The organism is Myroides sp. LoEW2-1 (assembly GCF_009767705.1).
GTDB classification, from domain to species: Bacteria; Bacteroidota; Bacteroidia; order Flavobacteriales; family Flavobacteriaceae; genus Flavobacterium; species Flavobacterium album_A.
The window spans coordinates 1-15,241 of the sequence record NZ_WSPP01000291.1 but is presented as its reverse complement, the minus strand read 5'-3'; the positions used below and the strand labels follow the sequence as shown (position 1 = coordinate 15,241).

Genomic DNA, 15,241 nt, shown 5'->3' with positions numbered 1-15,241 from the left:
ACAATTACATAACATAAATTTCTTTGCATAATCGTCAATACGCTTCATTATTACCTAAAACTTAAGTCTATTTTAAAGTAACTTTATCATTATATATAATATATTTGTTTGACACAAAAAATGCGACATGAAAATTATTATAATTAATGGACCAAATCTAAATCTGTTAGGAAAAAGAGAACCAGAAGTATATGGCTCAAAAACCTTTGATGAGTATTTTTTTGAACTAAAGAATAAATACCCAGAGATAGAATTAGAATACTACCAAAGTAATATCGAAGGTGAATTAATAGATAAAATCCACGAAATTGGATTCGTATATGATGCCATTATTTTAAATGCAGGAGCATATACTCACACTTCAATTGCAATAGCTGATGCTATAAAAGCTGTTACAACTCCAGTAATTGAGGTACATATTTCAAATACCTTTGCAAGGGAACAATTTAGACATCACTCATATATTACACCTGTAAGCCAGGGATTAGTAATGGGCTTTGGTTTAAAAAGTTATGATTTAGCTATTACTTCTTTCCTCCATTAAATGACATTCTTAACTCATAAAAAGCTTTACTCTACTATATTGTTCTTTCTACTTATAATAAGTTTATCTTGGTCACAAGAAAGACATATTATAACTGGGAAGATTCTTGATGAAGAAGGAATGCCTGTAGCACAAGCCAAGATATTCATCAAAAACACAGCTTTTCAAACTCAGTCTGAAGTAGATGGTCAGTTTTCAATTGAAACTGATATGAAAAGTAAAAGCACTTTATTTATTCAAAAAGAAGGTTACTTAAACCAAAAGCTGGAACTGAAAGTAGAGGAGAAAACCACTCCTCTTAATTATACTATAGAATTACGAAAACCTGACTATAACAACGTCTTTACCTATCAAGATCCACAAGATGAATATGCAGTATTTTTAGTTAGTTTAGTACAGAAAAACTTTGATGACCCGAAGTATACAGTAAATCATTACTCTAAAGGGAATCTACAACTTATAAGTGATAGAGAAACTTTCCTTGGTCAAAAGAGGAAAGATTTAGATGCTGCATTAGATTTACACACTACGGATAAATACGTCTATCTTGGAGAACTTGCATCGAGAATTACTTACTTGCGCCAAGACAAGATAAAAGAAGAAGTCTTAGCACAAAGAGAAACAGGAAGCAATAAAGACATTTTCTTTCAAACAGGTATCGATAGTGATTTTAACATCTACAATAAACAAGTAAGTACACACCTAAAACTTATCTCTCCAATAGCACCATACGCCAGTTCATATTACAACTACAAACTTGTAAATGAACAAAAAGATCCTGCTGGAAATACGCTATACACTATCTCTTTTGAACCCAAAAGAAATAGAGAACCCATAATGGAAGGTGAGCTGATCATCACCGATAAAGATTGGCAAGTAACCTATTTTTATGGAGCTATGGCTGGTGAAAATGTTGGTTTAGAAAATATCAAACAGCTTGTTGTGATTCAGGACTTCACTTACAACCCTACCTTTAATAGGTATCTAAAGACTACACAAAACATCTATTTAAAAGGAAAGTTCATAGTATTTGACTACATAGGTCAATACACCTCCTTTTACACTGATTACAAAAAAGCAGATTACTTAAAAAAGGGGGATTTTTCTATTGAATTAATTGAATACAAAGATGACTTCTTAAATAAAAGTAATAACTATTGGGATGAATTACGCCCTACTCCCTTAACGGCTAAAGAGAGAGGTAACTTTCTCAACAAGTCCATCTATACAAGAGATAACACGAAAGCTATTTTAGATTCTATTGATAAAAGAACAAACAACTTTACAATATTTAAGCTTGTCAAAGGATATGAGTACTTAAATTCATATCAAAATAGAAGCTACCACTATAGAGGACTACTCTCTACATTTGCTTTTAACGCTGTACAAGGGTTTAATGTAACGACAGGAATTGATTTCACAAAAGAGTACGAAGACTTAAGACAAACGAAAGCAGGGACAATTGTCAACTATGGAGTCTCTGAAAATAAATTCAGATTCTCGGGGTATTTATCACACATATTCAATAGAATGAATCACAATACCTTGACCTTATCAGGAGGTAATACGATTCTGCAATTTAATCAAAGTGACCCAATTAAAACACCTATTAACTCCTTTGCCAGTGCTTGGTTTGGGAAAAACTACGCAAAGTATTTCCAGAAAAACTTTATCAAGATTAGCTACTCTCAATACGCTTTTACAGGTATTAAACTAAACACAGCACTTGAGTATGCCTATCGTTCTACAATAAGAAATTCGGTAAGTACGCCGCCGTTTGCACCAAATTCAGATTTCACATCAAACAATCCGCTCGATCCAAGAGATTTTGACAACGAGCCGTTTATAAACAACAGCATGTTCAAACTCCAAATGGGAATGAATATAGTGTTTGATCAGAAAGTGATAAGTTATCCAAATCAAAAACAATATTTGCCTTTATCACGATATCCAATAGTTGCGATAAACTTAGAAAAAGGACTCAATGCGAGTACTTCTAACTACAATTACACCTATGTGTCCTTTTCAACATATTTCAACAACAACATTGGTAATTATGGAAATCTATATGTTGGTTTGAGTGCGGGTAGTTTCTTAGAGAAAAACGACATCTCATTTACCGACTACAAACACTTTAATGGAAACCAAACTTTCATTGGATCAACCCCTACTTACAATAGTCAATTTAATCTATTGCCATATTATGAGTACAGTACGAATAAATCGTATATAGAATTACATATGGAGCATGACTTTAGAGGATACATCATGAACAAAATACCTCTATTGAACAAGACCAGATATTCTCTTGTTTTGGGATTTCACATGCTTGAAGTTCCCGAAAAAGACGTTTACCAAGAATTTAGTATTGGACTAAACAACGTTGGTTTTAAAAAGTTTAGACCTTTTAGAATAGATTACTTTACTTCTATCTCACCAGATGCTCCCAAGAAACATGGAGTTGTGTTAGGTATAAAAGTATTGGACTTAATTCAAAAATAGCATTCGCATAAGTTAACTTATAAATACACTCAAACAAAAAGGGGCAAATCACGTGATTTGCCCCTTTTTGTTTGAGTTAAAGTAAATACTAATCCTCTATTCTTTCTATATGTGCACCAATTGCACGTAAACGTTCATCTATGCGCTCATATCCTCTATCTATTTGTTCAATATTCTGAATAACACTTGTGCCTTTAGCTGATAAAGCTGCAATCAAAAGTGATATACCTGCGCGAATATCTGGAGAAGACATATGAGTTGCCTTTAACTGAGATTTAAAATCATGACCGATAACTACCGCTCTATGAGGATCACACAAGATAATCTTAGCCCCCATATCTATTAATTTATCGACAAAGAAAAGGCGACTCTCAAACATCTTTTGATGAATCAAGACCTCTCCTCTGGCCTGAGTAGCAACAACTAAGATCACACTCAACAAATCAGGTGTTAAACCTGGCCACGGCGCATCAGCAATTGTCAAGATAGAACCGTCTATAAAGCTTTGGATTTCATATCCATCCTTGTGAGCAGGAATATAGATATCATCACCTCTTTTTTCTATTGTAATACCAAGGCGTTTAAAAGTATTAGGGATGATTCCTAAGTGCTCCCAACCCACATTCTTGATTGTTATTTCACTTTTGGTCATTGCTGCTAATCCTATCCATGACCCTATCTCAATCATATCAGGCAACATAGCGTGCTCACATCCTTTTAATTCTTTTACTCCTTCAATTTTAAGAAGATTCGAACCTACACCCGTAATCTTAGCACCCATTGCATTCAACATCTTACAAAGTTGTTGCAAATAAGGTTCACAAGCTGCATTATAAATTGTTGTCACTCCCTCTGCTAAGACAGATGCCATCAATATATTAGCTGTACCTGTCACAGATGCTTCTTCTAAAAGCATGTCTGTACCAACTAATTTATCCGCCTCAACACCGTAGAAATACTCCTCTTTATTGTATCTAAACGTAGCACCTAACTTAAGAAATCCTTCAAAGTGAGTGTCTAATCGACGACGTCCAATCTTATCTCCTCCTGGTTTAGGAATATATCCCTTTCCAAAACGAGCTAATAAAGGCCCAACCATCATGATAGAACCTCTCAAGGCTTTGCCTAATTCTTTAAAGTCATCAGAATACAAATATTCTAAATCAACTTCATCTGCTTGGAATGACATCTTATTTGGAGCTAATCTTTCAATCTTAACTCCGAGTTTACCTAATAGTTCAATCAACTTATTGACATCGATAATATTAGGAATATTTGATATAACAACTTTTTCAGGTGTCAACAATACTGCACATAAAATTTGCAATGCTTCGTTCTTTGCACCTTGAGCATGTATCTCTCCCTTTAGTTGATGTCCGCCTTCAATCTTAAAAACACTCATTACTTCTTATTCTTGAATTGATGGTTATTATTCTTATTAAACTTCTTATTGTTATTACTCTTTTGATTATTAGAATAATTGGTTTTATTAGATTGCTTTTTATTCACCTGCATAAGATTAGCAGTAGTGGAAAGTTCCTCTTCTTTCTTAAACAAGTTTATCTTGCCCTTTGACAACTCATACAAGTGTTCAAAAATAACATCATCTTTCACCGTATCTTTATTCCAACTTAAAAAACTCTTCTTCATATGATTTGCAATAACCATAATCAAAGCATCTTTCATTTCACCATCGTCAAATTTTAGAGCTTCATTAATCATATAAGTGATATTGTTTCCATAGAATCTATACTTAGGATGATTCTGTGGATAGGCTAATTTAGCCGGTTTTGTGAAGATTGTTTCTTTAGTAGCAATAGGAAACGGGCAGTCTACATCAAGTCTAAATCCGGACATCATAAAAAGCTGATCCCACAATTTATGCTGAAAATCGGGAACATCTCTTAAATGAGGATTCATGCTTCCCATAACACTAATTGCGTAATTTGCAGCTTTATTTCTTTCATCTCTATCTTCAATTAGACAAATCTGATCGATTAAAACTTGAATATGACGACCATATTCAGGTATAACTAAATGTTCTCGATCTGTATTATAGCCTAAATGTCCAATAGCTTCTTTGGTGTTAAATTTCATATACTTGAGTAGTTCAAATTAAAGATTGTGTTAAACACATAGATAGTATAAAGTTATAAAAACTTAATATAAAGTAACCTATAAAGCCTAAAAGTAAGTAAATATTATTTTATAAAGAAATAATACCTTCAATAGTAGATACAGCAATGTACTTGTCTATAATTGCTTGTGCAGATTTCATAGTAACTCTAACTGACACACTTGTAAATTTTCCAGTACTGGAATTACGTGTTAAGACTTCAGCTTTCATGCCGTCAAATGCTTCTTCGACTTGAGCAATTTTTTCTAAATCACTTGGCACAATAAATTTATACAAATAGGGTCTTGGCCAAGTTTTGTCAGTTTCTAAACTTTCTTTTAACCTTTTATAAAAGTCTTTTGTTTTATCGTCCATACTTGTTTTTAATCGGCAAATATAATCATTTTTAATTGTAGTATTTTCAAAACTTGTAGTTAAAACTCTTTTGTGATTGACATTTTATTGTACTTTTGCACCTTTGATATTTACAGCAAAAATGAATAAAAAAATCATCTTAATTATAGGAGGACCAGGTTCTGGGAAAACCACGTTAATCGATGAGCTTACCAGACAAGGATATATTTGCTATCCAGAAATATCTCGTGAGGTTACGAAACAAGCCCAAGAAAAAGGCATTACAAACTTGTTTTTAACTGAACCACTGTTATTTAGTCAGTTATTGTTAGAAGGAAGGGTTAAGCAACACATTAATGCCATTAAAGAAAATACAGATATAGTTTTTATAGATAGAGGTATTCCCGATGTATTAGCCTATATGCATTACAAAGGAGATAGCTATCCTGAAAGCTTCGATTTAGCATGCAAGAACCATGTGTACCACCAAATCTTCTTGCTTCCACCTTGGGAAACTATTTACGAGAGTGATGAGCAACGATATGAAAACTTCGAAGAAGCTCAAGAGATTCACAAACACCTTGTAGAAACTTACCGAAAATACGGATATGACTTAATTGAAGTTCCCAGAGATACGGTTGACAACAGAGTTAAATTCATTCTTGAAAGAGTATAAAACTACACATAAATAAAAAAGGGTTATAGTTCTGACTATAACCCTTTTAGCATACATATTTTTTAGTAATTTAGTATCTATAACCTTTCAGTACTCACTTCTATGCAGAATGCCTTAGACATTTTACAAAAATATTGGAAACACCAAAGTTTTCGAGAGCCACAACTTGAAATTATCAACTCTGTATTGAAGAATAACGACACTTTCGCCCTATTGCCTACGGGTGGAGGTAAAAGTGTTTGTTTTCAAATTCCCGCTCTTATGATGCCTGGGGTATGTCTTGTTATCTCTCCCCTTATTGCACTTATAGAAGATCAAGTCAAGAACTTAAATAACAAGGGAATAAAAGCAACTGCAATCTTCGGAGGAAGTTCCATGAGTGATATAGATGCTGTGTTCGACAATTGCCTTTTTGGAAACTATAAATTTCTGTACATCTCCCCTGAAAGGTTACAGCAAACTTGGATATTAGAACGAATAGAAAATCTAAGAATAAATCTAATTGCCATTGATGAAGCACACTGTATTTCCCAATGGGGCCACGACTTTAGACCCGCTTATCTGCAATTAAGTAAACTAAAGGATATCTTTACTGATACTCCCACTATTGCATTAACTGCTTCAGCAAACAAAAGAGTCATAAATGATATTTGTACAATACTAAGACTCAAAGATCCCAAGATATTTACCAAGAGTTTCTATAGGTCTAATATCATATATGGAGTATATAAAGTCGAGAGTAAACTAAATACTTTAGAGAAAATACTGAAGAAAAACACTGCTCCTACTATTATCTACGCGCGAAATAGACGTGAAACACAGATGTACTCAGATCACCTCAACAACTTAGGTTATTCTGCTACTTTTTTTCACGGTGGATTACCTATTAACGAAAAAAAGAAAAGATTACAGTCCTGGTTAGAAGAAAAAACTTTGATAATGGTCTCTACAAATGCTTTCGGTATGGGTATAGACAAACACAATGTAAAGAACGTTGTTCATATTCAAATTCCCGAAAACATTGAGAATTACTATCAAGAATCAGGCAGAGCAGGACGTAATAATCAGAAAGCTTTTGCTACCATACTCATTTCAGGTAATGAATTAGCCGAATGTGAACAAACCTTTCTCAAAGGGCTATTTGACAAGGAATACCTCAAGAAAATATATCGAAAACTAAATAACTTCCTCAAGATAGCTTACGGAGAAGGCTTTAACACCACTCACAGTTTTAACTTTAATCACTTTTGTCTACACTATAAATTCAATTACAAGCAAGCCTTTAATGCATTGCAATTTTTAGATAGACAAGGTATTATTAAATTCACACATGATAATAACAACAAAACAAAACTGTTATTCACTGTTAATAGTGGTGAATTACTTGATGCTGTTGATGGAAATGAACGAGAAGAAAGTATACTGTATTTTATACTAAGATACTACCAAGGAATACACGAATTCGAAACTGATTTGGACCTAAACCTCATAAGTGAGCACGTCGATTTGCCAATAGAGTTTATCGTAAAGTCTTTAGAATCATGGAATGAAATGGGGATTTGCGAATATACTCCAGAAGTAAATGACATGACAATTGTATTTAATGAAGCTTGGGAAGAAGACAGACCCCTCTACAGAACGTTTCCTTTTCTTGAACAGCAAAACACATTAAAAACAAATCAATTCAAATCAATGTTATTTTATATTGAAAATACTGATATTTGCAAAAACAAAATTCTCTTAAAATACTTTGATGAAGTATTCTTAGAAGATTGTGGAAGTTGTTCAGCCTGCATTGAAAAGAGTAGAGCACAAAAATTAGACAATCACAGACTCAAGGAACAAATCCTCTTAAACTTAGCGGATAATCCCGCTACCATAGAAGAACTTTCATTAAAAACCCAAATGGATCAAAATGACATTATATTGGGAATACAGCTGTTACTTGAGGAAAATAAGATAATTGTAAACAATAAAAATCAATATACTTTATTAATATGAAAGATTTGCGTATCGTTTTTATGGGAACACCAGACTTTGCAGTTGGAATCCTGGATGCTATGTACCAAAACAACTACAATATTGTTGCTGTGATTACAGCAGCAGACAAACCTGCTGGTCGTGGACAAAAAATAAAGTATTCTGCAGTAAAAGAATATGCATTAGAAAAAAACTTACCGCTCTTACAACCCACAAACTTAAAAGACGACTCCTTTATTGAAGAACTAAAATCATATAATGCGAACTTACAAGTAGTCGTTGCTTTCAGAATGCTTCCTGAAGTAGTTTGGAAAATGCCCGAACTTGGCACATTCAACCTACATGCCTCACTACTTCCAGACTATAGAGGAGCAGCACCGATTAATTGGGCTATCATAAACGGAGAAACAAAAACAGGAGTGACTACGTTCTTTATTGATGAAAAGATTGATACTGGAGCAATTATTCTGAAAGATGAAATCGCTATTGAACCAAATGAAACAGCAGGAGAACTTCACGATCGTCTAATGAATTTAGGAGCAACGACTGTATTGAAGACGCTTAGTTTAATCGCAAAGCAAGAAGTTAAAACGATTATACAGCCTGCAGAAGAAACTAAAACTGCCTATAAATTAAATAAAGAAAACTGTAAAATTGACTTTACAAAACCTGGAAAAGAGATACACAACCACATAAGAGGCTTGAGTCCCTATCCAGCAGCTTGGTGTTTTTTTAAAGATGAAGATCAAGAATCAACTGTTAAGATATACTTGTCAGAGTTTGAACCTTGTGTTCATAATAATGAAGTTGGTTTGATACTTTCGACTAAAAAAGAGTTAAAAATAGCAACAATAGACGGTTTTTTACATATTAAAAGACTTCAAATGCCGGGTAAAAAACAAATGAATACCAATGAGTTACTCAATGGTACACATTTTTCGGCTAACGCAAAAGCCTTGTAACTAACTGTAAAACAGTATTTTAATATTATCAATTATTCTGTCAAAATAATTAATAATTTTTAAAAGCAAATTTTTAACTTTTTTTTTCGCAAAATGCTTGCTTAATAATAGAATAACCCTAAATTTGTATAAGACGTTAATAAAGTTAACCTTTTAAAAAAAATTATTATGAACAAAACAGAATTAATTGATGCTATTGCAAAAGACGCAGAAATAAGCAAAGTTGCAGCTAAAAAAGCTTTAGAGTCTTTCCTAAAAAATGTAGAAACTACTTTAGCTAAAGGTGATAAAATTTCTTTAGTAGGATTTGGTTCTTGGTCAGTTTCTGATAGAGCAGCTAGAGAAGGAAGAAACCCACAAACTGGTAAAACTATTAAAATCGCAGCTAAAAAAGTTGTGAAGTTTAAAGCTGGATCAGAACTAGAAGGTGCTGTAAACAAAAAGAAAAAATAATTAACTTTTTCTTTTTTAAAATATTTAAAGCCTCATTGTTAACAATGAGGCTTTTTTAGTATATTTAGTCAACACTATAAAAGTTATATATTTATGCAGAATAAACTGAAAATTCAAAAAGGGGATTTTATTCTTTCTCTACCCTCAAGTAATCCTTTAGACTTGCAATTTTCAAGAAGTGTTATATTAATTGCAGACCATACAATCGATGGATCTATTGGCTTTATATTAAACAAGCCACTAAATCTAACGCTTAACCAATTAATCCCAACGACCGATTCATCCCTATCCGTTTTTGAAGGTGGACCAGTCGAAAAAGATAAAATCTTCTGTGTACACTCAAGACCTGAGCTAATTTTAGATAGTCAGCACATCACTGATAATCTATACTGGGGAGGTGACTTTGATCAAATTTTTACATTGCTCAATCAAAATGCATTAAGCAAGCACGATATTCGCTTCTTTTTAGGGTACTCTGGTTGGGATTGTCAGCAATTACACAATGAAATGGAGGATGATTATTGGGTAAAGACAAATAGTATAAATACTGATGACTTATTTAGCAGTAAAACTACAACCGAAAAATTTTGGAAAAATTGCCTTGTAGAACAAGGCAAGGAATATGAGATATGGTCAAATGCACCAGAAAATCCGAACCTTAATTAAAGGAATCGGATTTTCGCATTTAATCTATTTATTAAATCTTTAGCCACTTCATTTGTATAAGACTTCTTTCTATACTTTGTTATAGGCTGAATACCAATGATAGCATTAGTTAAAAACATCTCATCTGCCTTCTGTAGTTCAAAAGGAGAAATGGAAGCTTCTTCTAATGTATAGTCAGGATGCTTTTCAATTAATTCCATTACTTGTTTTCGCATTATCCCCTTCACACATCCATCAGTTAATGGAGGAGTCTTTATCACATTGTCTTTAACTACAAAAAGATTAGCATTCAATGCTTCTGCAATATTCTTACTGTCATTTACAAGTAAACAGTTTTCATAACCATTCTCTTGTGCAAAAATACTCCCTGTCACATTGATTAATCTATTAGTCGTTTTTAAATTAGACAATAAATGAGCCGTTACATAGAAGTCTTTAAACAACTCTACTTCGTAATCACTCTCATTGAGTTTGTACACCCCTTCGTTTAACTTATCATAAGTAGCTATATAGCCAATATTTCTTGTGTTAGGTAAATACCTACCCTCTCCATCGCGATATACTGTAAAACGAACTTTAAATGCGTTGTGATTAGACTGGTTATTTGCTTGAACAAGCTTGATGATTTCTTCTTGAAAAAACTCCATCGTGAAATCCATTGGAATCTGCATTCTAAGAATGCGCATTGAAGACATTAAACGAAAATAATGATCTTCTAAAAATAATACTTTATTATCAAGTATACGTAATGTCTCAAAAACAGCGTCACCATATAAAAAACCTCTGTTGTTTTCTAATGATACATTTGCTGTAGAAACAATTTTGCCGTTAACATTAATCATATTCAATTATTCTGATTACTATTAACGGCAAATATAAGTTTTATTTGAGAGAATTTATGCAGATCCTAACACTTGTTTTAGATCCATTATTTGGTTCTCCCATAATTGTTTTGATTCTTCCACTTCATCTGGTTCTGCAAAATCAACAACTATAATAGTTACGTCTTTTGTCAATTCATCGCGATGAATTCGAAGTTCAAAGTAATATTCAGTTTCTTTATTATTGTCATCAAGCCATCTATAACGCACGCGTTCATCTGTCTTACGAGTAACTATCTTTGCTTTTTCTTCAGAGTCACCCCAAATAAACGAGTAAATTTCACCTCTCGAATTTACATTTTCAGCAAACCACTCACTAAGTCCTGACGGATCAGAGATATATTGATATAATAACTGTGGAGACGAGTTAATCGAAAATTCTAATTCGTATTTTTCCTTCATAGCCATATCTTAAAATAATTTTTTCGAATATAAACATATTTTATAAATAAAAAAATCTTTTTTACCTACTTACATGTTTGTTTAGTACTTTTTTTATTATATATTTGCACCCGCATTACAGAAGTAATCATTACCAACACTTGGCGAGGTAGCTCAGTTGGTTAGAGCGCAGGATTCATAACCCTGAGGTCACGGGTTCAACTCCCGTCTTCGCTACAAGATAAAAGGACATAATCACGAGATTATGTCCTTTTTTTATTTATTAAAATGAGATTAATTGAAAATCAATTACCAATATTAATGGCTAAGCATACAGTTTAGTCTATGCTCTTTTCCTGTCGATTCACAGAGCATATAGCTACATGAAGATAGCAACTGCTATACACCTTCTTTTTATTCCCTAATACCTTTGAAACAAAACCTAACCTACTTCGTCTTTCTTATAGAAATGTAGACCAGGTTACAACCCTATATTGAACAAGAAAAAGTAGTACTTCGTTTGCTCTTTCTCGCACTTTTCTAGGGGTATTCTTGCACTTTTATACGCAAAAAGGGGCATTTCCCCAAGGAAACCCCAAGCAATCCCCCAGAATCCCCAAAGAAAGTGCGAGCAATATAACACTGATTATCATCTAAAAGATAAAGCTATGAGAATACTCGCATTGTAGATTACACTAAAAAAGAATTACATTGTAGTACATCAATCCCTACAAATATTCTTTCTACAAAGTAGAAATGGAGTTTTATCTATAGTTCAAATACACAATTGAAATTAAGGCCCCCTATTAAGTTAATGGGACAAGTTGGGTTATGTAATTTAGAGCTATCCAACATAAAAGACAAAAGTCATTTTGTACCTTTCTCCCATACCTTTGACATGACCCGACTACTTTCTATTAAAGTAATTTTCTTTAACTGATATAATAACTAATATTATCATCTGAAACGAAGAACTTCTATAGATGACACATATACGATACCATAAGTAACTCAATAGTTACCTTTTGTTTTTACTTAAAACTAACAGTGTAAAAACAAGTGAAGTTTGGCCTTACCAAGCCTTAAAAAGAAACGATAAAACGTTTCTACTAAAGTGTTTTATATTCTTCTTTCGCCGTTGAATCCCTTGGCAAATCAGGTCTTCTCATTTTAAATTTACTACCACTTAATGCTTCCAAGAAGGCAACCACTGCTTCTTTTTCGAATCTATCTAATCCAAGTGGCTTCATTAAGGAATCCGTTACAGGATAAAGGGGATCTTTCAACTTTTGTTCTTCTGTAGGATCGATCATGTGCATCCCACTATTATAGATATTTACAATACCAAACAGATTATCAAACAACCCATTGTGCATCCATGGTCGCGTATTCAATAAATCTCTCAAAGAAGGTGTTCTAAACTTACCTACATCATCTGGATTTTGAGTTACCACATACCTACCCAAATCTTCATATTTACGCTTATAATAGGTCAATCCGATATTGTGAAAAGAATCATCTGTAAGATCCTTGCCAAAGTGACAATTCATACACCTTGCCTTAGTGCGAAAAATATGCATACCATAAATCTCTTTATCTGTCAAAGCATTGTACTTCCCATCAATGAATAAATCAACTCGGCTCGGCTGACTTTTAATAGATTGTTGAAAAATAGCTAAGGCATCTAAAATGCGTTTAACTGTAATATCCCTATCACCATAAGCATTCATAAATAAGTCTTTATAAGCTTCTATTTGGCTTATCCTATCCACAACCTCATCCAAATTATCAACCGCCATTTCATGAGGTGCTGTTAAGGGTCCGATAGCTTGCTCTTGTAGAGTTCTTGCTCTACCATCCCAAAAGTATACTGTCCTATCTCCTATATTGTATAAACTTGGAGTATTTCTAACTCCTTGCAAATGATCATGTCCTAAACTGACAGTGCGTCTATCTGTCCATCCCATCTCTGGGTCATGACAAGAACTACATGATATCTGTTGCGATCTTGATAATTTTGGATCAAAAAAAAGCATTTTACCTAAGATCACTTCTGGTTTTTCTTGTGTTGTAAAAAAAGCTGTATCTCGCTGGATACTTTCAAATTCCCTCCACTCTACCCCTTCATCTACTGTTGGTATAGGCCATTCTATAATAGGCTTCTTATAGCTTTCTATAATCTGCTTATACTCTACATCGTTAAAATTAATCAATCCCTTAAAACTAAGTAAAGAACTTATAGATACAAACAATAATATTAATGCGCTATTCTTCACTTTTACCCTTTAAAAAGTTATTCCCACCCTTAGTGAATATGAGTTATTCGCTCCTAAATCACTATAATTTAAATAATTGTAATCTACTCCGATAAAACCTCCAAATACTTCATCTATTTGATGGTTATATCGCAGGGACATCTTTGCGTTTTGATAATCATTTGAAACTACTTTAAAATCGTTATCCAACCAATTTCGCAAGCTCTCCTTTGTTGTGTTATCGACATATAACTTTGCTTTTGAATGACTCACTTTTCGCTGAAATACAGAGGCTGTAAACATTAGATTATCGCGATTATTTACTTTGTAGTTATAACTGGCTACAAGACCAAAGTGATGTGCTGTTATTTTTTTAAATAAAGGACTTTCTTCCTTTGACTCACTTACTTTTTCTAACTCGTAAACACCGTTTAAACTCAACGTTGCACGATTCATTTTATAAGTATATAGAATATCAAATCTACTGTTGTCTATCTTATACTTATACTGTTTTTTTTCCAACAGTTTAGTCAGAATTTCTTTATTATTGGTATAGTAAATATCGTATCCATCTTTCTGTTGGTGAGTTTGATTAAACAGAATTCCCAAACGATGATTGTCAAAGTCAAAGAACTTACTAAAAGACAGTTGATAAGCATTCGTTTCCAACCTATTGATATCATAGTCTGTTGACAGAGTAACTGCTTTATGTAACTTATTACTACTTATAGCAAAACCAGCATAGAGATTATTTTTTTCAAACTGCTTAAAGCTACCTCCTACTTTATAGGTATAGCCATAATAGATAGCGTTCATCGAATTATAGCTAAAATAACTATTAAAGTCTGAAAAGCCGGTCATTTGATAAATTGTAGATTTTTCAATTAAACTGGCAAAATCAATACTACTATCTTGATTATACTTTTCAACTTGCGCATATAAACCTACCTTATATGGTATATTCAGTTTATAACTAGCCCCAACATTCAATTTTAAATCAGACGATGTACTCTTAGGTCTTGGGTCTGATTGGCCATATCCCATTTTTGCTTCATAACTAAACTCAGTTCCCACATCAATCTTTGAAAAAGACTTAACGTAACCTCCTTTAAAAAAGTAAACCTCGTATTTTCGATCACCTTTACTTGAATCTGCAATAAAATATGGTTCTATCTTGTCTTTGTCTACATTCAAATTCCACTGTACGTCATAGATATCAAAATTCCTATAAGCTACTTCACCCCAAACATTTTGACCCTTAGACAACTTTTTATAAGACTTTCCTTGTACGGCAAATCCTTTCTCTTTACCTCCCTCTTGTAATAAATAATCGTCTTTTTTATGCTGATTATAATTAATTTGAAAATCGGAAAAAGAGTAAATACTATAATCCGACATAAATGCCGGATTATAGTATATTGGTTTTTGTAAAGTTTTCTCTAAAGAATACTGCTCGTCGAGACGCGAAAAG

Annotated in this window: 14 protein-coding genes and 1 tRNA gene; 8 read left to right on the top strand and 7 right to left on the bottom strand. The window is 33.1% G+C overall.

Annotation, left to right across the window (positions count from 1 at the left end; all coding sequences use genetic code 11):
- The first annotated feature begins 127 nt into the window (after positions 1 to 127).
- Together aroQ and GOQ24_RS14750 are read left to right on the top strand one after the other, a co-directional pair.
- The gene (gene aroQ, locus GOQ24_RS14755; protein ID WP_155091789.1) at positions 128 to 544 is read left to right on the top strand and encodes a type II 3-dehydroquinate dehydratase; all 417 of its coding nucleotides are present in this window, start codon (positions 128 to 130) and stop codon (positions 542 to 544) included.
- Positions 545 to 3,046: a DUF5686 family protein gene (locus GOQ24_RS14750; RefSeq protein ID WP_160340031.1), complete on the top strand. Its 2,502-nt coding sequence runs from the start codon at positions 545 to 547 to the stop codon at positions 3,044 to 3,046. It abuts the gene before it with no gap.
- Between the two features lie 88 nt (positions 3,047 to 3,134).
- On the opposite strand, the gene murA is transcribed toward GOQ24_RS14750, so the two are convergent.
- The 3 genes from murA to GOQ24_RS14735 all read right to left on the bottom strand — a co-directional run bounded on the left by murA (position 3,135) and on the right by GOQ24_RS14735 (position 5,537).
- A complete protein-coding gene (gene murA, locus GOQ24_RS14745; protein ID WP_155091791.1) occupies positions 3,135 to 4,448 on the bottom strand; it encodes a UDP-N-acetylglucosamine 1-carboxyvinyltransferase in 1,314 nt (437 codons plus the stop codon).
- Positions 4,448 to 5,143, bottom strand: coding sequence for a DUF4290 domain-containing protein (locus tag GOQ24_RS14740; RefSeq protein WP_155091792.1), 696 nt, complete (start codon positions 5,141 to 5,143; stop codon positions 4,448 to 4,450). Before GOQ24_RS14740 ends, murA begins: the two co-directional genes overlap by 1 nt.
- 109 nt (positions 5,144 to 5,252) lie before the next feature.
- The gene (locus GOQ24_RS14735; protein WP_155091793.1) at positions 5,253 to 5,537 is read right to left on the bottom strand and encodes a DUF493 family protein; all 285 of its coding nucleotides are present in this window, start codon (positions 5,535 to 5,537) and stop codon (positions 5,253 to 5,255) included.
- A 121-nt stretch (positions 5,538 to 5,658) separates the two neighbouring features.
- Between GOQ24_RS14735 and GOQ24_RS14730 the strand changes: the two genes are divergently transcribed.
- From GOQ24_RS14730 to GOQ24_RS14710, 5 genes are all read left to right on the top strand, one after another.
- Positions 5,659 to 6,192, top strand: coding sequence for an AAA family ATPase (locus GOQ24_RS14730; protein ID WP_155091794.1), 534 nt, complete (start codon positions 5,659 to 5,661; stop codon positions 6,190 to 6,192).
- Positions 6,193 to 6,294: 102 nt separating this feature from the next.
- Entirely contained in the window at positions 6,295 to 8,193 is a 1,899-nt protein-coding gene (locus GOQ24_RS14725) for an ATP-dependent DNA helicase RecQ (protein ID WP_155091795.1), read from the top strand.
- Complete coding sequence (fmt, locus tag GOQ24_RS14720) at positions 8,190 to 9,134, top strand: methionyl-tRNA formyltransferase (protein WP_155091796.1); 945 nt, start codon at positions 8,190 to 8,192, stop codon at positions 9,132 to 9,134. Before GOQ24_RS14725 ends, fmt begins: the two co-directional genes overlap by 4 nt.
- A gap of 168 nt (positions 9,135 to 9,302) precedes the next feature.
- A complete protein-coding gene (locus tag GOQ24_RS14715; protein ID WP_155091797.1) occupies positions 9,303 to 9,587 on the top strand; it encodes an HU family DNA-binding protein in 285 nt (94 codons plus the stop codon).
- Positions 9,588 to 9,680: 93 nt separating this feature from the next.
- Positions 9,681 to 10,253: a YqgE/AlgH family protein gene (locus GOQ24_RS14710; RefSeq protein ID WP_155091798.1), complete on the top strand. Its 573-nt coding sequence runs from the start codon at positions 9,681 to 9,683 to the stop codon at positions 10,251 to 10,253.
- On the opposite strand, the gene GOQ24_RS14705 is transcribed toward GOQ24_RS14710, so the two are convergent.
- The gene (locus GOQ24_RS14705) at positions 10,250 to 11,095 is read right to left on the bottom strand and encodes an aminotransferase class IV (RefSeq protein WP_155091799.1); all 846 of its coding nucleotides are present in this window, start codon (positions 11,093 to 11,095) and stop codon (positions 10,250 to 10,252) included. The two genes, GOQ24_RS14710 and GOQ24_RS14705, sit on opposite strands and share 4 nt — an antisense overlap.
- Positions 11,096 to 11,149: 54 nt before the next feature.
- Positions 11,150 to 11,536 carry an START-like domain-containing protein gene (locus tag GOQ24_RS14700; RefSeq protein WP_155091802.1) on the bottom strand — a complete coding sequence of 129 codons (387 nt, stop codon included), beginning with the start codon at positions 11,534 to 11,536 and terminating at the stop codon, positions 11,150 to 11,152.
- A gap of 142 nt (positions 11,537 to 11,678) precedes the next feature.
- Between GOQ24_RS14700 and GOQ24_RS14695 the strand changes: the two genes are divergently transcribed.
- Positions 11,679 to 11,752 (top strand) — tRNA-Met (locus GOQ24_RS14695).
- An 872-nt stretch (positions 11,753 to 12,624) separates the two neighbouring features.
- On the opposite strand, the gene GOQ24_RS14690 is transcribed toward GOQ24_RS14695, so the two are convergent.
- Entirely contained in the window at positions 12,625 to 13,791 is a 1,167-nt protein-coding gene (locus GOQ24_RS14690; RefSeq protein WP_373425568.1) for a cytochrome-c peroxidase, read from the bottom strand.
- A 9-nt stretch (positions 13,792 to 13,800) separates the two neighbouring features.
- Positions 13,801 to 15,241, bottom strand: a 1,441-nt coding sequence (locus GOQ24_RS14685; protein ID WP_208103233.1) for a DUF6850 family outer membrane beta-barrel protein, incomplete at its 5' end; no start/stop codon positions are given.